The following is a 20,421-nucleotide window of genomic DNA, read 5'->3' on the forward strand; positions in this document are numbered from 1 at the left end:
ACTAAAGTGTTATTGCAGCTCTATGTGGATATCATGTAACTGACCGTTGCGTTCAACCGTCAGTGTAAAATCAGAGGCTGAAGACAACTCACCCCAAAGTTTGGCCATAATTGCAGGATCGGTCAGACTATTACCGTTAATACTCACTGCAAGGTCATTGGCTTTAAGACCAACTTGATCAAATAAAATTCTATTTTTTCCAGGATTAACTCGATAACCTTCAATTTGGCCGTCTTTTTTTACCTGAGATAGACGAATGTAACTAAATAAGCTTTGTGGCTCAGATAAGATTTCTTGTTTAATTTTGGCAAGTTCCGCGCTATTACCACTACTTTTCTTTGAAGGTGCAATAGCAGCAACTGCAGGCTTAGTGAATTTCAATCCCTCTAACATTAATGTTTCATCACGGCCATTATTTCGAATAATCACGCGATCGTTATAAACCGCAATTAAAGTGGCACGAGTGTTATCTATCACCTCATTAATGCCGTATGTATTTTGTTTACCGTTATTGGTCACTACCGCCAAGGCTTTTGATGGTGTAGAACTGGCAACCACCCCCACTAACGTTAATCGTAATTGCGTTTGAGGAGCATCTTGTTTAACCGGTGTTTTGGTAACAGGCGCAGCATTTGCTTGATAGCGACCAAACAAATTTAAGCTTAATAATTCATTGACTGGTATTTGTTGTTGGGTGGTATTCACAGTTACCGCAAGAGGTTGCCAACGTGCAGGGGCAGGAGCTGGTTCAATAAAAGACCACACTAAGCGTCCCATAACCCAAGCAAATATCATCACCAAAATGCCCGTTAAAAGACGCGTGACAGATTGTAATGACAGCGGGCGTTTGGTTGCTGCAGTCGCAAACCACTTTGAAGCAAGCATAGTGAAATCCATTGTTAAAATACCAACTACCATTAAACAGATAAGTACAGTGCAGTCGCACTCTAAAATTGAATGGACTATGATCGCCTGTTAATCATTGAAATACTATTTAATAATCCAAACAAAACGCCATAGTATCTAAGAATTTACTGATTTTTTGTAATAAATTCTAATTCAGTGATTGAAATCCTAGGTTAATATCACCATTTATAATAAATAGTCACACTGCCGTTGTTATTAGCAGAATGTGATAATTTATAGTTTCAGCAAATAAAGGCACCGTGATGGGTCAAAACACCTCGAATATTAAGCAGGTTCGTCTTGATAAATGGTTATGGGCTGCCCGCTTTTACAAAACACGTTCAATTGCTCGCACTATGATCGATGGCGGTAAAGTGCAGTACAATGGCCAGCGTTCAAAACCAAGTAAAATTATTGAGCTTGGCGCAACGGTGAAGTTACGTCAGGGTAATGACGAAAAAATCATCATCATTGAACAAATCTCTGACTGTCGCCGTGGCGCACCAGAAGCACAACTGCTCTATCAAGAAACGGCTGATAGTATTACAGCCCGTGAACAAACAGCAAAAATGCGCAAACTCAATGCTTATGACAATCCAAGTCCAGAAAAACGACCGGATAAAAAGCAACGCCGCGACATTATGCGATTCAAAAACATTAACGCATCTGAATAAATAACTCAGTGCCAGCCTATTAAATTATAATTTCAACAGTGAGTACTTTATTGCAACGGTTTAACCCGCCTTGGTTGCGGCGTTGACCATAAAGTAATTACTGTTCATTTTATCCCTTTATTGGGTTGGCTCTATAGTGGGAGAATACATACTCATGACAAACGATAGTTTAAACCGTTACCTTTTTGACGGCGCAGCCGTTCGCGGTGAATTGGTACAAGTAAGTCAAACTTACCAACAAATTATTGCGGATAAAAACTACCCAGCACCTGTCGCAACATTATTAGGTGAATTATTGGTAGCAACCAGCCTATTAACAGCAACGTTAAAGTTTGAAGGCTCAATCACAGTACAAGTTCAAGGTGATGGCCCAGTTAGTTTAGCGGTAATCAACGGTGATCATAACCAACAATTACGTGGTGTAGCACGTTGGAATGGCGACGTAGAAGCGGGAACTATTCATGACTTAATGGGTAACGGTCACATGGTGATCACAATAACCCCAACTAAAGGTGAGCGTTACCAAGGTGTTGTTGGCCTTGATGGCGATACACTAGCAGAATGCCTTGAAAGTTACTTCAAAAATTCAGAGCAATTAAAAACCCGTATCTGGTTACGTACTGGTGCTATTGATGACCAAGTAAAAGCGGCAGGAATGTTATTACAAATCATGCCTGATGGTACAGGTACTAAAGGTGACTTTGAACATTTAGAAGCGTTAACTGAAACCGTTAAAGATGACGAGCTATTTACGCTAGAAGCACAAGATGTGTTATATCGTCTTTACCATCAAGAGCAAGTACAATTATTTGAACCACAACCAGTGAGTTTTGAATGTGGTTGCTCTCGTGAACGTAGTGCAGCGGCAATCATGAGTGTTCAACCAGCAGAAATTGACCAAATTATTGCTGATGATGGCAAGGTATCACTGCATTGTGATTATTGTGGTACTAGCTATGATTTCGACAGTATTGATGTAGCGGCACTGCGTGACAATAGTGCTAACGCTACTGATAGTGATCAAATTCACTAATTCAAACGGACGTCATTTTGTTATTTAAAGCCGACATTCATGTCGGCTTTTTTTTATCTTATTTTTAAACCCCATCATAGCCACACCGTATACAAATCTATATTTCAACTTTATTTGTGCTTTTTTTGCAACCACGCAGCATAAAAATTGACCACTATCACAACAAATAAAATTTAACATTCTAGCAAAATAAAACCTCTCGCGATCTCTATATTTTTACCTAAAATTAACAAAATGATGGTCGTTTTTTTGATGACCGTCCCTGATTTAGCGGTTTAGGGTTGCTAGCATGATTGACAGTTAAACAACATCTTACCCTAGGAGCACCAATGATCACTACTTGTGTCGATAATAAGGTTGCAAACAACATGGATTTATCCCAATACGGTATTACCAATGTTACAGATGTTATTCGTAACCCATCCTACGAAGTTCTTTTCAATGAAGAAACAAAACCTGAACTTGAAGGTTACGAGCGCGGTATAGTTACTGAGCTGGGTGCTGTATCTGTTGATACAGGCATTTTTACAGGTCGTTCACCACAAGATAAGTTTATTGTGCGTGATAACACTACCAAAGATACATTGTGGTGGTCAGATCAAGGAAAGAATGACAACAAAGCCCTCACTCAAACAGCGTGGCTAGATCTTAAAGAATTAGTGACCAACCAACTATCGAACAAGCGCCTTTTTGTTGTTGATGGTTATTGTGGTGCAAACCCAGATACTCGCCTTTGTATTCGCGTGATCACGGAAGTTGCATGGCAGGCACACTTTGTGAAAAACATGTTCATTCGTCCAACAGACGCTGAACTTGAAACTTTTGAACCTGATTTTGTGATCATGAATGGCTCAAAGTGCACTAACCCTAAGTGGAAAGAGCACGGTATGAACTCTGAAAACTTTACCGTTTTCAACCTTAGCGAAAAAATGCAGCTAATTGGTGGTACCTGGTACGGTGGTGAGATGAAGAAAGGTATGTTCGCGATGATGAACTACTTTTTACCACTGCAAGGCATTGCATCAATGCACTGTTCTGCCAATATGAGCCAAGAAGGTGACGTTGCCGTCTTCTTCGGTCTTTCAGGCACAGGAAAAACAACCCTATCAACCGATCCTAAGCGCGCATTAATTGGTGATGATGAGCATGGTTGGGATGACCATGGTGTATTTAACTTTGAAGGTGGTTGCTACGCAAAAACTATCAACCTCTCAAAAGAAGCAGAACCTGATATCTACAACGCCATTCGCCGTGATGCTTTATTAGAAAACGTTACTGTTCGTGGTAATGGCTCAATTGATTTTGATGATAATTCAAAAACTGAAAACACTCGTGTTTCTTACCCAATTTACCATATCGAAAATATTGTTAAGCCAGTATCAAAAGGCGGTCATGCCAATAAAGTGATCTTCTTATCTGCAGATGCTTTTGGTGTATTACCTCCGGTTTCAAAACTAACGCCAGAACAAACTAAATACCACTTCCTTTCAGGTTTTACTGCTAAGTTAGCGGGTACTGAGCGTGGTATTACTGAACCAACACCAACGTTCTCTGCATGTTTTGGTAATGCATTTCTCACGTTACACCCAACTCAATATGCTGAAGTATTAGTTAAGCGTATGGAAGCGGCGGGCGCTGAAGCTTACTTGGTAAACACAGGTTGGAACGGCACAGGTAAACGTATTTCAATTCAAGATACACGTGCAATCATTGATGCAATCCTTGATGGCTCAATTGATGAAGCAAATACCAAGCAAATTCCTATCTTTAATCTAACGGTTCCAACATCATTACCAGGTGTTGATCCAACGATTCTTGATCCACGTGATACTTACACTGATCCACTACAGTGGCAAAGCAAAGCTGAAGATTTGGCTGGTCGCTTTATTACTAATTTTGATAAGTACACTGACACTCAAGAAGGCCAACAATTAGTAACAGCAGGCCCACAACTGGGTTAATTTGAGTCCTCATTGAATTATCAGTTAACAGCCTCTTTCATTAGAGGCTGTTTTTTATCACTACCTTTCACACTCATACCCCCTCCAAAGCACTTGCTAAAAAGTGGTTTTTCGCCCACCCTCAACAAGCCTTTATATTGATTTGATACCTTTCGGTTACGGGAAAAATTATGCGACTGTTGAGCAAAGTAGTGCTTATTTTCACATTCATCGTCGTAGTAAGTGTGGCTACCATAATTGGGCTATTACATACTCGTTATAATGAACCCTTATTAAATTTTGCCCTCGCACAACTATCCCCTTACCAAGTGTTTGCTAAAAAAATTGACTACGATATTCGAACCCCTTACCAAATCACGCTTGAACATGCGGAAATTACCCAGCACCAACAGGTATTACTCAATGCTGACAACATTACATTATGGCTATCAAAATCTAGCTTTACAGACCACAAACTGGTGTTTGATGGCGCCCAAATAAATAATATCACTGCAGCTAATATGCATTTATTTAGTCAATCATCACCCGTTACAATTAAACGATTAATACTCAATAATACCAATATAGATACACCTGAATTTGCGATTAAACAGGGATTAATTCAAATAGATAATTGGCAAACACCCACAAAGAAGACGCCTTGGTGGCAAAGCTTTAATGGTCACTTTAAAATGAGTGCCTCCAGTATCCAATGGCACCAACTACAACTACAACAACCATTGATCAATGCAGAAAAACACGACCAACAATGGCAATTTAATGGTATTTCAGGCCAGTGGCATCAAGCAACAATCACCGCCCAAGCTCAGCTAGATAATCACAGCCACAATTTAACGGTAGACCAACTCACTATCAGTCGCTTTCACCTACAAGACCAACAGTTATTTGATACTTGGCGACAGCAATTTAGCCTCCCCATCACAGGCGTAAAAACCATTACATTTAACCGTATTGATGTGGTCAACAGCAGTATTGAATTACCGCAATGGGGAGCCGATAACATTAATCTATCACTGGAAAATTGGCAGTGGCCCCTTACTTATTGGCAACAAAAAGACAGTCGCTTATCGTTCAGTGCGAACCATGCACAATGGCAACAATTTAATTTTGATCAACCACTCGCTGAATTACAATTTATTCCTCAGCAAGTTATTAGTCACGGAATGTCAGCCCATATAATGCAAGGTTTTGTTCGTGTTGATGGCTGGATGGATCCACAACAGCTATTTATTAATGATCTAAAAGCCAGTGGTATTAAATGGTTTGTAGAAGAAAATTGGTACCAGAAATGGCAACAATGGCAGCAGCAATACACCGATGTGATAGCCAAAAAAATCAATATAAATAATAGCCAGATCACTTCATCAGCCTCACGTATTCCATTTCAATTGGCAGGTATTGATATTGATGCAAAAAATACGGTACTAAAACAAAATAATCAGTGGGGATTATGGCAAGGTAATGTTGAGGCTAATTTAGGCTTTGGTAGTATTAATCAGATTGTCATGCACCAAGCCATAGCGACCATGGACAGTAATGCAGGACAATGGCAATTGGATAAATTAGTACTGCCGTTTAACGATGGCATATTAAAAGCACGGGCGAGAATGTCACTTGAAAATCCACACCACCCATGGCAATTAACCATGATGGGCGACACCATGCCAGCCCAAATATTATACCGCTGGTTAGCATTACCGCTTCCACTAACAGGAGCAATTGACACTCAAATAAAGCTCAACGGTCATGCTAGTAGTTGGCGTGATTTTAATGCGCATTTAACGGGAAGTGCTAATATTGCCTTGCGTCAATTGGCATTAGATAACATCACCCCTCAGCAATTATTAACCCAGTGGCAACAGTCGAATTTTGCCATAATAAATCAACCAACAGTCACACCTATTACCGCATCACCATTACAACTCACCACACCACCACTAACACTCGCGGCACAAGATGGCGTTATCCAATTATCCCCATCAACCATTACGGGTGATGATTTTGGATTGAACATAGCCGGTCGATGGAGCTTAGGGGATGCCCAACAGCAGCAATTTCAACTGACATTAACCACAGGCTGTCAGCAGCTGATCCGTTCATGGCATCAAGGCGTATCAAGTTCAACCGTTGATTCATCGTGTACGGGTAATACTAAATATGTCCCCGTAAAAGTAGATGAAACCGTTTTGCCACATTGAACATTAACATCAACCGTGATCCGTCCTTTACGCCCCTGAGTTATACGATCAAAATCACCACGTAAATGCTCAAGGGTGGTGACTGCGATTGGGCGCTCAGTGACTGGGGCTGAATAACGAATGTGGCTATCAACTAAAATAATATTGCCTTGTAAGCCACGTTCTTTAAGTAATAACCAAATAAAGCCCCATCCCGCTAAGGTTGCCATGGTAAAAATACTGCCAGCAAACATAAATTCATTGGGATTAATATTGGCATTGAACAACGCACTAACTTCAAATCGATAACCTGTGTATTGGTTAATTTTGATTCCCATTTTGTCACTAATCGGAATCTGGCTTTGCCATAATAATTGTAGTTCCTGACACCATTGAGGCTGACGAGCAACATCCGTCAACGGTGACAGTGGTTTCACCATTTGCTGATGCCGCATTGGACCACTCTCATCACTTAACTCACCACGACTCTCAAAACCATTTTTAATATAAAAGGGAATAGCCGCTTCACGGGCATTACACACTAACCGTTTAGCGCCGTCATAACGTGCTAGCGATTCCAGTGCCATTAACACCATTCCACCTAGCCCGTGGTGTTGTGCCGCCGTATCAACTGCCATATAACGCACTTGCCCTTCATTATCTGGCGTAATATACAAACGTCCAATTGCCACCACGTTGTCATCATTATCAACTAACATTCGATGTGCACTGACATCATCATAAGCATCACGCTCTGATCCCAACGGCATTTGCCATGGTTGACGTAGCATTTGCCAACGAAAATGATAATAACGTGCAAACTGTTGTTCGGTTTGCGGAGTGACTAATCGAAACATGCATTCCCTCTCTTCTCAATTGTCTACAGCCATTAAAAGCGTAAATTCACAACCCTAGGTTTAAACCTGCAACCAAAACGTTACCGGTCCATCATTAACTAATGCCACCTTCATATCGGCGCCAAACACGCCCGTTTCAGTTACAATTGGCTGTGCCTTACATTGTTCGACAAAATATTGGTACAAGCGTTCAGCTTCAATCGGCGCAGCTCCTGTCGAAAATCCAGGACGCATACCTTTTTTAGTCTCTGCCGCCAACGTAAATTGTGATACCACCAGCACGCTACCTTGCGCCTGCTGAACATTAAGATTCATTTTATCGTCAGCATCACTGAAGATACGATAACCCAACACTTTGTCCCGCAGTTTTTGGGCTTTGGTTTCATCATCACCTTTTTCAACCCCTAATAGCACCAACAAACCAGAGCCAATAGCACCCGTTACTGTGCCATCAACAGTCACTGAGGCTTCACTTACTCGTTGAATTAACGCAATCATTGTTATTCCTTAGTCTTCATTATAATCATGGTTGCCATTTGTCACCGCGGCCGTTGTCGGTAATTGAGATTGAGTAACATCCCAAAAGCCACGTTCGCCTAAACTTGCAGTGATCTCAGCCCCCAATAATACGATACACCAACACAAATATACCCATACAAACAAAATAGGGATCACCGACAATGCGCCATAAATCATTTGATAGGAATGAAAATGCGCCAAATAAATCACAAACCCTTTTTTGCTCAACTCAAATAAAACACTGCTACATAATGCCCCTAATAACGCATGTTTAAAGAGCACCTTACAGTTAGGTACTAGTGCATACAGCAATAAAAAAGCCAAACCTGACATCATTGAAGGCAACCATTGTAATGATTGTTGCACCGCGCCGTGCAGTACTTGATGCTCAACCAAAACCAGTGAGCCAACATAGGAGCTCAACGCAATACTTGAGCCCAAAAGAATAGGACCTAAAGTAAGGATCATCCAATAAACCGCCAATGATATGATCCAACGCCGCTTTTTCTTGACCCGCCAAATATAATTTAATGACTTATCAATCGATGAAATCAGCATCATTGCAACCACGAATAACGCTCCGATACCGACCACTGTCATTTTGCCTGCATTAACAATAAATTCATTAAGATAAGTAGTCACTACCACACTGGCAGCTGGTACAAAATGGGTAATCACAAACTGTTGAACTTGATTACCGACACCAGCAAATGCGGGCACTACCGACAATGCCGAAATTATCACGGTTAATAACGGTACTAATGATAATAAACTCACATAAGCCATTGATCCCGCTATTACAGTTAAACGGTCATGATTTACACGCTGGATTAAATAACTGAAATATTCCATTATTCGCGTTAATCGCTGCCACAATACAAATTTCACAGGTTGTTTTTTGTCAGCCATAATAGAGAATTCTACCTATACGTTATCAAATACAGCCATGTTATCGTGACACGCTGTAACTGTAGTTTATCTATTGGAATTGTTACGTTAGCACTCAGTGATAATGTAATTGTTGTTATTTCTCATCTCTCACCAAGGAGCAAAACATGCCCTATTTTATTGCACTTTTTCTAAGTGTTAGCTTACTTTCTGGCTGTCAAACAGCTTACTACTCAGCCATGGAAAAAGTCGGGGTATATAAACGCGATATCATGGTTGATCGCGTTGAAGATGCTAATCAAGCGCAACAAAACGCTCAAGAACAATTTACCAGCGCCCTTGATGGCCTAAAAGCACTCAATCAATTTGATGGTGGCGATCTTGAATCGGCTTATCAGGATATTGATAGCCAATATAAAAGCAGTGAAGCCGCAGTCAAAAATGTCAATGATCGTATTGCCGCCATTGAAGATGTTGCTAATGCCATGTTTGAAGAATGGCAGCAAGAACTATCACTATATAAAAGTGCCAACCTTAAACGTGACAGCCAACGTAAATTACAAACAACAAAAACATCTTACAATAAAATGTTAAGTGCGATGAAACGCGCTGAGAAGAAAATGGAGCCTGTTTTAGATACTTTACGTGATAACACCCTATACCTTAAGCATAACCTCAATGCAGCAGCAATAGGCTCACTTCAAGGCCAATTTAATTCATTACAAACCGAAATTTCTGGTGCTATTCGTGATATGAACAGTGCTATTGCTGAATCCAATCGTTTTATTGGTCACTTGAAAAAGTAATCAGCATAATTGCGATACTATAACCATAAAAAAAGAGCTAATCATGTTAGCTCTTTTTTTGTTTAAATATTTTTTGTCTCAAGAATATTTTCATACTCCAGATACAACAATCCCTCGCTTGTTGCCAAGCGAGGGATTGTATTAGTAATCGTTCAGATTAGCGGTAATTACTTACCACGACCTGCACGCTTACGATCGTTTTCAGTAAGTAGTTTCTTACGGATACGAATGCTTTCTGGTGTTACTTCTACTAGTTCGTCATCATCGATGAATTCTAGTGCTTGCTCAAGTGTGTACTTGATAGCAGGAGAAAGCGTTTGTGCTTCATCTGTACCAGATGCACGAACGTTTGTTAGCTGCTTACCACGTAGACAGTTGATAGTTAGATCGTTTGCACGGTTATGAATACCGATGATCTGACCTTCATATACTTCGTCACCGTGCTCAGAGAACAGACGGCCACGCTCTTGTAGGTTGAATAGCGAGTAAGTTACCGCTTTACCAGTACCGTTAGAGATCAATACGCCGTTAGCACGTTGACCGATAGTACCGCCCTTGTGAGGACCGTAGTGATCAAACGTATGGTAGATAAGACCAGAACCAGAAGTCATTGTTAGGAATTCTGTTTGGAAACCGATAAGACCACGAGAAGGCATCATGAAGTCCATGCGAACACGGCCTTTACCATCTGGTGCCATATCTTTTAGTTCACCCTTACGGATACCGATTTTCTCCATTACACTACCTTGATGCTCTTCAACCACATCGATAGTTACAACTTCAAACGGTTCCATTAGCTTACCATCTTCTTCTTTGATGATAACTTCTGGGCGAGATACTGCTAGCTCGTAACCTTCACGACGCATGTTTTCAATCAGGATAGATAGGTGAAGTTCACCACGGCCTGAAACACGGAAACGGTCTGGGCTATCAGTCTCTTCAACGCGCAATGCTACGTTGTGTACTAATTCTTTTTGTAGACGCTCAAGGATGTTACGTGAAGTAACAAACTTACCTTCTTTACCAGCAAACGGAGAAGTGTTTACTTGGAAAGTCATGGTTACAGTTGGTTCATCAACAGACAATGCTGGTAATGCTTCAACAGTGTTTACGTCACAGATAGTGTCAGAAATCTTAAGCTCGCCAAGACCTGTGATTGCAATGATGTCACCCGCTTTCGCTTCAGTAACTTCATGACGCTCTAGACCTAGGTAACCAAGAACTGTACCTACTTTACCGTTACGCTTAGCACCGTCAGCACCAATGATAGTTACTTGTTGGTTTGCAGCAACAGAACCACGAGCAATACGAGCAACACCGATAACACCAACGTAAGAGCTGTAATCTAGTTGAGAGATTTGCATCTGTAGTGGGCCATCAACGTCAACACATGGAGCAGCAACGTTATCAACGATAGCTTGGAACAATGGTTCCATATCTTCGCCAGTTACGCCTTCTTCCATTGTTGCCCAACCGTTTAGCGCAGAAGCGTAAACTGTTGTGAAGTCTAGTTGCTCGTCAGTTGCGCCTAGGTTGTCGAATAGGTCAAAAATTTGATCCATTACCCACTCAGGACGTGCACCTGGACGGTCAATCTTGTTGATTACAACGATTGGCTTAAGACCGTATGCAAACGCTTTTTGCGTTACGAAGCGCGTTTGAGGCATAGGGCCGTCAACTGCATCAACGATAAGTAATACAGAGTCAACCATAGACATGATACGCTCAACTTCACCACCGAAGTCTGCGTGTCCAGGGGTGTCTACGATATTGATGCGGTAGTCATTCCAATTAATTGCTGTGTTCTTAGCAAGGATGGTAATGCCACGCTCTTTTTCGATATCGTTAGAATCCATCACACGTTCTTCGGCTTCGCCGCGACCCTCTAACGTGCCAGATTGCTGTAGAAGTTTATCAACCAGGGTAGTTTTACCGTGGTCAACGTGAGCAATAATTGCGATATTTCTTAAGTTATCGATCAGTTGATTAGACATTAGTTTCACATTCACTCAGAACATGCAGCGTCTTAATAGAGGCTACTTGATTAAAAAAACGGCTCATAATTTAACAGATTTTACTCCAAAACCCACGAAATATGTGATTTATATCACCAGCTTTTTTCGCAACTTGCTCTAGAGCCGCATTTTTACTCACTTTTTTGGCTATTTTTATTTTTCTTAACCCTCATATTGATACGATAAATTAGTCTAAAACCCATCAAACTTGCGATCTTGATCACTTTTTGGTTACAGCTTAATGACGATTATTTAGCAATAAAAATACCTAATTATCTCTGGGTTGATTGACAATATTTAGCCTCATCACCATAGTAGTGGAACTATTAAATGGTGGCGTATATTGGTCAATATTTTATCACTTTCAATATGCACCATTGTTGCACCAATTAGGTGCAATTACTCACCATAATAGTGCAAAACAGGAGAGGAAAAAGCGACCTAATTGCCATAAACACGCATTATTAGGCGCTTTTAAAAGTTGGCATGGTTTTCGCTTTAATACTTTCAGATTCGCTCATCACAGCATGAGCATAAAGTTTGCGGCCATCGCCCTAAATAACACCGGAGGTTACTCAAGATGTCAGTTGAAAACGTACTAGCGCTGATCCAGGAAAATGAAGTTAAGTTTATTGACCTACGTTTTACCGATACCAAAGGTAAAGAGCAGCACATTTCTATTCCATCTCATCAAATCGATGCCGATTTTTTTGAAGAAGGTAAAATGTTTGATGGCTCTTCTGTAGCAGGCTGGAAAGGCATTAATGAATCAGACATGGTAATGATGCCTGATGCAGCAAGTGCGGTACTTGACCCATTTACGGAAGACGCAACTCTAAATATTCGTTGTGATATTCTTGAGCCAGCAACAATGCAAGGCTACGATCGTGACCCTCGCTCAATCGCTAAGCGCGCTGAAGAGTTCATGCGTTCAGCAGGTTTTGCTGACAACGTATTAGTGGGTCCTGAGCCAGAATTCTTCCTATTTGATGACGTTCGATTCAATACTGATATGTCAGGTTCATTCTTTAAGATTGACGACATTGAAGCAGCATGGAACAGCGGCACCAAAATTGAAGGCGGTAACAAAGGTCACCGTCCTGGCGTTAAAGGCGGTTATTTCCCCGTTGCTCCTGTTGATTCATCACAGGATATTCGTTCTGCGATGTGTTTAATCATGGAAGAAATGGGACTGGTTGTTGAAGCTCACCACCATGAAGTAGCAACCGCAGGCCAAAATGAAATCGCTACTCGTTTCAATACGTTAACCAATAAAGCTGATGAAATTCAGATTTATAAGTATGTGGTTCATAACGTAGCGCACGCGTTTGGTAAAACAGCTACCTTTATGCCTAAACCACTAGTTGGTGATAATGGCTCAGGTATGCACGTTCACATGTCACTGGCAAAAGATGGTGTTAACCTATTCTCAGGTGATAAGTACGGCGGCCTATCAGAAATGGCACTGTTCTACATCGGTGGTATTATCAAACACGCACGTGCAATCAATGCGTTTGCTAACCCAGCAACTAACTCATACAAACGCCTAGTCCCTGGCTACGAAGCACCCGTTATGCTGGCTTACTCTGCACGTAACCGTTCTGCATCAATCCGTATTCCAGTAGTACCAAGTCCAAAAGCACGTCGTATCGAAGTACGCTTTGGTGATCCAGCAGCTAACCCATACCTAGCGTTTGCAGCAATGCTAATGGCTGGCCTTGACGGCATTGCTAATAAGATCCACCCTGGCGAAGCAATGGATAAAGATCTATACGACCTACCAGCAGAAGAAGCGGCAGAGATTCCAAAAGTAGCTGAGTCACTACAAGGTGCACTACAAGCGCTTGACGAAGACCGTGAATTCTTAACCTCTGGTGGCGTATTCTCTAATGACTTTATTGATTCTTACATTGCCCTAAAAGAGCAAGATGTAGAGAAAATCAATATGGCAGTACACCCGTTAGAATTTGAACTTTACTACTCTGTTTAAGTAATATATTTAAGACTTAACAATGAAGATTTAGGCCTGCCTCACACGCAGGTCTTTTTGATCTTGCTCCCCCCAAAAAAGCGGCAACAATGAAGAACTTATTGACCATGAAGGTCTTGCTGGAGAGTTAACGGATGAAACTCATTAATCTGGTATCAATGCTGTTATTTACAACAGCAGCGAACACCGCCATAGCAACAACAATTTATTCTTGGACTGATGATAATGGTGTAGTCCATTTTAGTGATACTCCCGGTACTCCCCAAGCCAGTACAGTTGAACTTTCCGTTACCGAAGTACAACCAAGTATTCAATCGACATCAATCAACATTGAGCAAATGAATAATGTTGAGCTCATATCAATAACCACTGATACTGAACCGCCTCTTCCTGCCGCGACCATCAGCCTTTTAGCGCCTGTACATCAGCAAACTATTCGCAGTAATGATGGGGATATAAAAATACGCGCAGTCAGTAACCGTAAGCTAAATAAAAACCTACAAGCGCAATTAGTAATAGATGGTAAAGCGCATGGTAAAGCTCAAACTGACTTAACTTGGCAACTGACCAATATCGATCGTGGTAGTCATCAAGTTCAAATCCAATTACTAAAAAATGGCAAGATCCTTGCTTCATCTGAAAGTATTACGGTTTATTTACATCGCGTATCACAGGCGCGCCCTAAAAACAGTCCAATTCAACCCCGTTAACGCCTATTTACAATAAATCCTGCCTGTTCGCTGTTAAACCGAGTACACTAATATGCACCATTTTGGTGCATTGGCTAACGGCGACGGGTGTGCATCTGCACCAACGATCTTTTGCTTAGCGCTATCGATAAGGATGATGATTGTGAATACCAGTTTTACACCCATAATTCTCGACAATTTAGTCACGGCTATTGTACTACTTGATGAAGCTTTAGTGATCCGTTACGTCAACCCTGCTGCAGAACAATTATTATCATCAAGTAAGCGCCGCTTGCTTGATGTGCCACTCCCTGCATTGCTTCAATACAGTTCACTCGATCTTAACCAAGTCAAAGCAACCCTTCACAGTGGTCAAGGACTTGCTGATAGTGATGTTACATTTGTGATTGATGGTCAACAGCACTTACTGGGTGTTAATGCCAGCCCTATCTCATGGCAAAAAAAACTATTGATATTGTTGGAGTTAAAACCAATTGACCAACAACGTCGTATTAGCCAAGAGTTAAATCAACATGCGCAACAACAAGCGGCTAAAGAATTAGTGCGAGGCTTAGCTCATGAAATAAAAAATCCACTCGGAGGTTTACGCGGAGCAGCGCAATTGCTTGAAAAAACTTTGCCAGATAAAAGCTATCACGAATACACCCAAATGATCATTGAACAAGCAGACCGGTTACGCAATTTAGTCGATCGCTTGTTAGGGCCGCAACGACCAGGAATTCGCAAAACCGATAATATTCATTTGGTGTTAGAAAAAGTACGTCAGCTCGTCAATATCGAAACCAATGACAGCATTAACATTGAACGTGATTACGATCCAAGTTTGCCCGATATCAATATGGACGCCGAACAACTGGAACAAGCATTATTGAATATTGTCAGTAACGCAGCACTTGCTTTAAAAGGTCAAGGTGGTGGTACGATTAAATTAAAAACTCGCACTGCACATCAAAGTTTAATTCAAGGCGTACGCCACCGAGTTACCGCGACCATCGAAATCATCGACAATGGTCCAGGGATCCCCGCAGAGATTCAAGACACATTGTTTTATCCCATGGTGACAGGTCGAGAAGGTGGTACAGGATTAGGGTTATCTATCGCTCGAAATTTAATCGACCAACATCAAGGCAAAATTGAAGTCTTTAGCTGGCCTGGACATACCAATTTCACGATTCATTTACCAATTAAGTCATAACATTGTCAACCATAAGCAGAGGAATTTTATTATGAGCAAAGGATTAATCTGGGTTGTTGATGATGACAGCTCTATTCGTTGGGTATTAGAACGTACTCTTGTTAATGCTGGCATGAACTGCGAAACGTTTGCAGATGCTGATAGTGTGTTAGCAGCATTAGAGCGCAGTGTACCCGATGTATTAGTATCTGATATTAAAATGCCTGGCACTGATGGATTCACATTACTAAAACAACTTCAACAAGATTACGCTACTCTACCCGTGATTATTATGACGGCGCATTCAGATCTTGATGCTGCTGTTAATGCCTATCAACGTGGCGCATTTGAGTACCTGCCTAAACCGTTTGATATTGATGAAGCCGTCACCTTAGTGGAGCGCGCCTTAAGTCATAGTCAAGAGCAGAAACGTCAACAACAGCCGACGATAGAGCCTAAGCAGGTACCCGAAATCATTGGTGAGGCACCAGCGATGCAAGAGGTATTTCGTGCGATAGGACGCTTATCACGCTCTTCCATTTCAGTGCTCATTAATGGCGAATCAGGCACTGGTAAAGAGTTAGTCGCCCATGCATTACACCGCCACAGTCCACGCAGTAATAACGCTTTTATCGCGCTCAATATGGCAGCGATTCCCAAAGATTTAATCGAGTCAGAACTATTTGGCCATGAAAAAGGGGCATTTACCGGCGCTAATAGTGTTCGCCAAGGTCGATTTGAACAGGCCAATGACGGCACTTTGTTTCTTGATGAAATTGGCGATATGCCCTTAGACATTCAAACACGATTACTCCGTGTATTAGCCGACGGGCAATTTTATCGCGTTGGTGGGCATGCGCCAGTTAAAGTCAATGTACGCATCATTGCTGCTACGCATCAGCACCTAGAACAACTGGTTGCTGCCGGTGATTTTCGTGAAGACCTCTTTCACCGTCTAAACGTAATTCGTGTTCATTTACCATCACTAAAAGATCGTCGCCAAGATATTCCCCAATTAGCACACCACTTTTTACAGCGTGCCGCAGATGAACTCAGTGTGGAAATAAAATCACTACATCCACAAACGGCAGAAAAGCTAACCCAATTACCGTGGCCAGGTAATGTGCGTCAATTAGAAAATATCTGTCGTTGGCTAACCGTCATGGCAAGTGGCAATGAAATATTACCCGCCGATTTACCGCCAGAAATTAGTGAAACAACAATCGTACCTACAGCCAACACTGAACCTCAACACTGGCATCAAGGCTTAGAGCAATGGGCACAACATGCTTTGCAACAAGGAGAAGCTGACTTATTAGCAGAAGCTTTACCTCAGTTTGAAAAAATTTTACTACAAACCGCCTTGCAGCATACCCATGGCCATAAACAAGAAGCGGCTAAATTACTCGGTTGGGGCCGAAATACTCTCACTCGTAAACTTAAAGAATTGCACATTCATGATTAAAATTCACCATGACAACACCACTCTATTGTGACGCCAATTTGCACTAACGCACATTTATCTGCAACAGTGGTGAATGTCATTTAGTGATTGCGTATACTTAGGTCATCATTATCTTTGGACAGTATAATAATCATGATAAACAAAGATCTTCCACTAACGGATATTCACCGCCACCTTGATGGTAATATTCGCCCCCAAACTATCTTAGAATTGGGCCAGCAATTTAATATTGCTCTGCCAGCAATCGAAATTGAAGCTTTACGCCCACACGTGCAGATTGTTGAAGCTGAACCAAGTCTAGTCGCCTTCCTAAGTAAATTAGATTGGGGAGTAGCGGTATTAGGTGATTTGGATGCTTGCCGTCGTGTCGCTTACGAGAATGTTGAAGACGCACTTAACGCTCAAATTGATTACGCCGAATTGCGTTTCTCACCTTACTATATGGCAATGAAACACAACTTACCAATTGCTGGTGTAGTAGAGGCAATTGCTGATGGTGTTGCTGCCGGTTGCCGAGATTTTGGCATTAAAGCAAACCTAATTGGCATCATGAGCCGCACTTTTGGTACACAAGCTTGCCAGCAAGAACTTGATGCATTACTTAGCCACAAAGACCAATTAGTTGCTATTGACCTTGCCGGTGATGAACTTGGTCAACCTGGCACCCAATTTATCTCGCACTTTAAACAAGTACGTGATGCTGGATTACAGATTACGGTTCATGCAGGTGAAGCAGCGGGACCAGAAAGTATGTGGCAGGCAATCAATGAGCTTGGCGCTGTTCGTATTGGTCATGGTGTCAAAGCAATTAGCGATTTGAAGCTTATGGATTACCTTGCTGAGCATCGCATTGGTATTGAATCTTGTATCACTTCAAATATTCAAACCAGTACAGTCACTGACATTACTCAACACCCCGTTAAAGCCTTCCTTGAACACGGTATTTTAGCTTGCTTAAATACCGATGATCCTGCGGTTGAAGGCATTGAATTGCCATATGAATACGAAGTGGCGGCACCGAAAGTTGGTTTAAGCGCAGCTCAAATTCGCCAAGCGCAAATCAATGGCCTTGAGTTAGCATTCTTATCTAAGGCAGAAAAGCAGGCGCTACGCGATATCGCTAGCAAACGAGGTTAATCACCAACAAGTGATACTAACGTCGTACTAACGACCAATGATACACATAATAAAACGCCTCGGTTTCACGTGAAACCGAGGCGTTTTTTATCGCTCTATTAGTTTAGATCACGCGAGAGAATTGCTGCTGACGAGCGCGAACACGTAAATATTTATCAAAACACATACAAATATTACGAATTAATAAACGACCTTTTAGCTCAACATAAATAATATTGTCACCCACAGTCACTAATTCATCATTAATAAATGTCTGTAATAATTGTAAGTCTTCGCTAAAGTAGCTATCAAAATCAATATTAAATTCAGTTTCAATCGCACGTTTATCTAACTGGAAATTACAAATGAGTGCTTTGATCACTTCACGACGTAACAAGTCATCCGCATCTAAAGTTACCCCTTTCCACAATGCCGTTTGCAGCTCTGCCATTTGACTATAATACAACTTCAATTCTTTTTGGTTCTGCGCATAGCAATCACCAATCATTGAAATAGCAGAAACACCCATACCCAATAAGTCACAATCACCTTGAGTGGTGTAACCTTGGAAATTACGGTGCAAAATACCATCACGCTGCGCAACCGCTAATTCATCATTTGGCAGCGCAAAGTGATCCATACCAATAAACTGATACCCAGCCCCTGTTAGGGTCGCAATTGTATCTTGTAAAATCGCTAATTTTTCTGTCGCTGAAGGGAGTTGATCTTCATGAATTTTACGTTGAGCAGCAAACAAGGTCGGCATGTGCGCATAGTTAAACACCGACAATCGTCCGGGTTTCATGGTCAACACTTGCTGTAATGTTTCAGCAAACAGAGCTTGAGTTTGCAATGGTAAGCCATAAATTAAATCAAGATTGGTTGAGCGATAACCTAATTCACGTGCACGTTCCACCATCGCAAAAATAAACGCTTCATCTTGCTCACGGTTAACTAACTTCTGCACGTCTTTATTAAAATCTTGTACCCCGATACTTAAACGGTTGAAGCCTTCGCTGCGAAGGTGGTCAAGAATACTCAATTCAATTTCACGAGGATCAACTTCAATACTGATTTCAGCATCAGCATCAAAATTAAATGCACGGCGTAGTGCTGTCATTAAACGAGTAATTTGAGCCGCAGTTAAAAACGTCGGCGTACCGCCACCAAAATGTAATTGGCTAACGTGACGATCACCCAGTAAAGTCGCACGCTGGTTAATTTCTTGCTCAAGCACATCTAAATATTGATCCGCTTTATGCTGATGGCGAGTAATGATTTTATTACAACCACAGTAATAACAAAGCTTGTGACAAAATGGAATATGGATATAAAGCGACAGTTTACGATCAGGGTATTGCTGACATGCCATCTCAAATTCAGCAGAAGTAAATGCTTGATTAAATTCTAGTGCGGTCGGGTAAGAAGTATAACGCGGGCCTGAATAATTATATTTTTCAATCAGGGCCTGATCCCAAATAATCTGCTCATTTGACATGACATTGTTCCAATGTGTGAATGTAGAATAACTAGAGTGTGTCACCATTTGGTGAAAAGTAAACCTATCCCTTCCCTGCTGTTCAATTTACACTCTGAACAAAAACAAACACCGCCAATAAATGGCGGTGTTAATAATAGCAATGACGAGTTAAACCTTAGTTGACAGGATGGCATCCAATTCAAGTTTGATCTCAGCTTGTAACCGGGACTCGGCTTTCATGCGTTCAAGATCGAGGCGCATTCGGCTTTGTTTCTCTATTAACTGACGCGCATCGCCTCGCGGCATATCTTTAACCACTTGGTACAAGTCAGTTAAGGCCGGATACGTTGCTGCAAAATCAACTTGTTTATCTGCTTGCAACACTTCCATTAATTTATATAACCGAATCGCGGCTTCAGACATATCACATTGTTCTTGTTTACATGCCATTGCGATAATAAAGACGCTTTCTAATATATTGTCATTTCTGGCTTTAATTGCTTCAGCTTGTTGCTCAGCAGCACGGGCTAAAAATAATTTATGCCGCTGTTGCTGCTTATAAAGCTTAGCCAATAACAATCCAGCGTAAAGTGCTAATCCAGCAACAATAACGCCACCAATAACAAATAGAAGTGTAATTCCCTGCAACG

General features: G+C 41.4%; 17 protein-coding genes. 10 read left to right on the plus strand and 7 right to left on the minus strand.

Annotated features, from left to right (window positions below; all coding sequences use genetic code 11):
- Positions 1 to 9: 9 nt before the first annotated feature.
- Positions 10 to 885: a type II secretion system protein GspC gene (gspC, locus tag VXS03_RS16485; RefSeq protein WP_327764985.1), complete on the minus strand. Its 876-nt coding sequence runs from the start codon at positions 883 to 885 to the stop codon at positions 10 to 12.
- A gap of 284 nt (positions 886 to 1,169) precedes the next feature.
- On the opposite strand from gspC, the gene hslR reads away from it, so the two are divergent.
- From hslR to VXS03_RS16505, 4 genes are all read left to right on the plus strand, one after another.
- Positions 1,170 to 1,580 (plus strand): ribosome-associated heat shock protein Hsp15, encoded by a 411-nt coding sequence (gene hslR / locus VXS03_RS16490; protein ID WP_327764986.1) that lies wholly within the window; start codon positions 1,170 to 1,172, stop codon positions 1,578 to 1,580.
- Positions 1,581 to 1,734: 154 nt separating this feature from the next.
- Positions 1,735 to 2,613, plus strand: coding sequence for an Hsp33 family molecular chaperone HslO (gene hslO / locus VXS03_RS16495; protein WP_327764987.1), 879 nt, complete (start codon positions 1,735 to 1,737; stop codon positions 2,611 to 2,613).
- A 329-nt stretch (positions 2,614 to 2,942) separates the two neighbouring features.
- Positions 2,943 to 4,574: a phosphoenolpyruvate carboxykinase (ATP) gene (gene pckA / locus VXS03_RS16500; protein ID WP_327764988.1), complete on the plus strand. Its 1,632-nt coding sequence runs from the start codon at positions 2,943 to 2,945 to the stop codon at positions 4,572 to 4,574.
- Between the two features lie 170 nt (positions 4,575 to 4,744).
- Positions 4,745 to 6,772 (plus strand): AsmA family protein, encoded by a 2,028-nt coding sequence (locus VXS03_RS16505; RefSeq protein ID WP_327764989.1) that lies wholly within the window; start codon positions 4,745 to 4,747, stop codon positions 6,770 to 6,772.
- Here the strand turns inward: VXS03_RS16505 and VXS03_RS16510 are convergent.
- The 3 genes from VXS03_RS16510 to VXS03_RS16520 are packed head-to-tail and all read right to left on the minus strand — an operon-like array spanning position 6,679 to position 9,036.
- Positions 6,679 to 7,608 carry a bifunctional GNAT family N-acetyltransferase/hotdog fold thioesterase gene (locus VXS03_RS16510; RefSeq protein WP_327764990.1) on the minus strand — a complete coding sequence of 310 codons (930 nt, stop codon included), beginning with the start codon at positions 7,606 to 7,608 and terminating at the stop codon, positions 6,679 to 6,681. The genes VXS03_RS16505 and VXS03_RS16510 overlap by 94 nt on opposite strands.
- Positions 7,609 to 7,668: 60 nt before the next feature.
- Positions 7,669 to 8,106 (minus strand): D-aminoacyl-tRNA deacylase, encoded by a 438-nt coding sequence (dtd, locus tag VXS03_RS16515; protein ID WP_080158864.1) that lies wholly within the window; start codon positions 8,104 to 8,106, stop codon positions 7,669 to 7,671.
- A gap of 9 nt (positions 8,107 to 8,115) precedes the next feature.
- Positions 8,116 to 9,036: a virulence factor BrkB family protein gene (locus VXS03_RS16520; RefSeq protein ID WP_327764991.1), complete on the minus strand. Its 921-nt coding sequence runs from the start codon at positions 9,034 to 9,036 to the stop codon at positions 8,116 to 8,118.
- A 146-nt stretch (positions 9,037 to 9,182) separates the two neighbouring features.
- On the opposite strand from VXS03_RS16520, the gene VXS03_RS16525 reads away from it, so the two are divergent.
- Positions 9,183 to 9,821 (plus strand): DUF2959 domain-containing protein, encoded by a 639-nt coding sequence (locus VXS03_RS16525; RefSeq protein WP_327764992.1) that lies wholly within the window; start codon positions 9,183 to 9,185, stop codon positions 9,819 to 9,821.
- A 167-nt stretch (positions 9,822 to 9,988) separates the two neighbouring features.
- Here VXS03_RS16525 and typA read toward each other — a convergent pair whose 3' ends face one another.
- Positions 9,989 to 11,815, minus strand: coding sequence for a translational GTPase TypA (gene typA / locus VXS03_RS16530; RefSeq protein ID WP_327764993.1), 1,827 nt, complete (start codon positions 11,813 to 11,815; stop codon positions 9,989 to 9,991).
- A gap of 601 nt (positions 11,816 to 12,416) precedes the next feature.
- On the opposite strand from typA, the gene glnA reads away from it, so the two are divergent.
- The 5 genes from glnA to add all read left to right on the plus strand — a co-directional run bounded on the left by glnA (position 12,417) and on the right by add (position 18,312).
- Positions 12,417 to 13,826, plus strand: a complete 1,410-nt coding sequence (gene glnA / locus VXS03_RS16535; RefSeq protein ID WP_327764994.1) for a glutamate--ammonia ligase — start codon at positions 12,417 to 12,419, stop codon at positions 13,824 to 13,826.
- A gap of 134 nt (positions 13,827 to 13,960) precedes the next feature.
- Positions 13,961 to 14,536, plus strand: coding sequence for a DUF4124 domain-containing protein (locus VXS03_RS16540; RefSeq protein ID WP_327764995.1), 576 nt, complete (start codon positions 13,961 to 13,963; stop codon positions 14,534 to 14,536).
- A 142-nt stretch (positions 14,537 to 14,678) separates the two neighbouring features.
- Complete coding sequence (glnL, locus tag VXS03_RS16545) at positions 14,679 to 15,731, plus strand: nitrogen regulation protein NR(II) (protein ID WP_442957459.1); 1,053 nt, start codon at positions 14,679 to 14,681, stop codon at positions 15,729 to 15,731.
- Between the two features lie 31 nt (positions 15,732 to 15,762).
- Complete coding sequence (gene glnG, locus VXS03_RS16550) at positions 15,763 to 17,175, plus strand: nitrogen regulation protein NR(I) (RefSeq protein WP_327764996.1); 1,413 nt, start codon at positions 15,763 to 15,765, stop codon at positions 17,173 to 17,175.
- 132 nt (positions 17,176 to 17,307) lie between these two features.
- Positions 17,308 to 18,312 (plus strand): adenosine deaminase, encoded by a 1,005-nt coding sequence (gene add / locus VXS03_RS16555; RefSeq protein ID WP_327764997.1) that lies wholly within the window; start codon positions 17,308 to 17,310, stop codon positions 18,310 to 18,312.
- A 103-nt stretch (positions 18,313 to 18,415) separates the two neighbouring features.
- Here add and hemN read toward each other — a convergent pair whose 3' ends face one another.
- Positions 18,416 to 19,789, minus strand: a complete 1,374-nt coding sequence (hemN, locus tag VXS03_RS16560) for an oxygen-independent coproporphyrinogen III oxidase (protein ID WP_327764998.1) — start codon at positions 19,787 to 19,789, stop codon at positions 18,416 to 18,418.
- A gap of 150 nt (positions 19,790 to 19,939) precedes the next feature.
- Positions 19,940 to 20,419: a DUF2489 domain-containing protein gene (locus tag VXS03_RS16565; protein WP_080158855.1), complete on the minus strand. Its 480-nt coding sequence runs from the start codon at positions 20,417 to 20,419 to the stop codon at positions 19,940 to 19,942.
- Between the last annotated feature and the right edge of the window lie 2 nt (positions 20,420 to 20,421).

This window comes from Photobacterium sp. S4TG1 (genome assembly GCF_036040035.1).
Lineage (GTDB): Bacteria > Pseudomonadota > Gammaproteobacteria > Enterobacterales > Vibrionaceae > Photobacterium.

What these genes read in the sequence shown, in the direction of transcription:
- VXS03_RS16505 (WP_327764989.1), top strand. Translation starts at nt 4,745, where the DNA reads ATGCGACTGTTGAGCAAAGTAGTGCTTATTTTCACATTCATCGTCGTA.
- VXS03_RS16510 (WP_327764990.1), bottom strand. Translation starts at nt 7,608, where the DNA reads ATGTTTCGATTAGTCACTCCGCAAACCGAACAACAGTTTGCACGTTAT.
- hemN (WP_327764998.1), bottom strand. Translation starts at nt 19,789, where the DNA reads ATGTCAAATGAGCAGATTATTTGGGATCAGGCCCTGATTGAAAAATAT.
- dtd (WP_080158864.1), bottom strand. Translation starts at nt 8,106, where the DNA reads ATGATTGCGTTAATTCAACGAGTAAGTGAAGCCTCAGTGACTGTTGAT.
- add (WP_327764997.1), top strand. Translation starts at nt 17,308, where the DNA reads ATGATAAACAAAGATCTTCCACTAACGGATATTCACCGCCACCTTGAT.
- VXS03_RS16525 (WP_327764992.1), top strand. Translation starts at nt 9,183, where the DNA reads ATGCCCTATTTTATTGCACTTTTTCTAAGTGTTAGCTTACTTTCTGGC.
- glnA (WP_327764994.1), top strand. Translation starts at nt 12,417, where the DNA reads ATGTCAGTTGAAAACGTACTAGCGCTGATCCAGGAAAATGAAGTTAAG.
- gspC (WP_327764985.1), bottom strand. Translation starts at nt 885, where the DNA reads ATGCTTGCTTCAAAGTGGTTTGCGACTGCAGCAACCAAACGCCCGCTG.
- VXS03_RS16520 (WP_327764991.1), bottom strand. Translation starts at nt 9,036, where the DNA reads ATGGCTGACAAAAAACAACCTGTGAAATTTGTATTGTGGCAGCGATTA.
- glnG (WP_327764996.1), top strand. Translation starts at nt 15,763, where the DNA reads ATGAGCAAAGGATTAATCTGGGTTGTTGATGATGACAGCTCTATTCGT.
- hslO (WP_327764987.1), top strand. Translation starts at nt 1,735, where the DNA reads ATGACAAACGATAGTTTAAACCGTTACCTTTTTGACGGCGCAGCCGTT.
- pckA (WP_327764988.1), top strand. Translation starts at nt 2,943, where the DNA reads ATGATCACTACTTGTGTCGATAATAAGGTTGCAAACAACATGGATTTA.
- VXS03_RS16540 (WP_327764995.1), top strand. Translation starts at nt 13,961, where the DNA reads ATGAAACTCATTAATCTGGTATCAATGCTGTTATTTACAACAGCAGCG.
- typA (WP_327764993.1), bottom strand. Translation starts at nt 11,815, where the DNA reads ATGTCTAATCAACTGATCGATAACTTAAGAAATATCGCAATTATTGCT.
- hslR (WP_327764986.1), top strand. Translation starts at nt 1,170, where the DNA reads ATGGGTCAAAACACCTCGAATATTAAGCAGGTTCGTCTTGATAAATGG.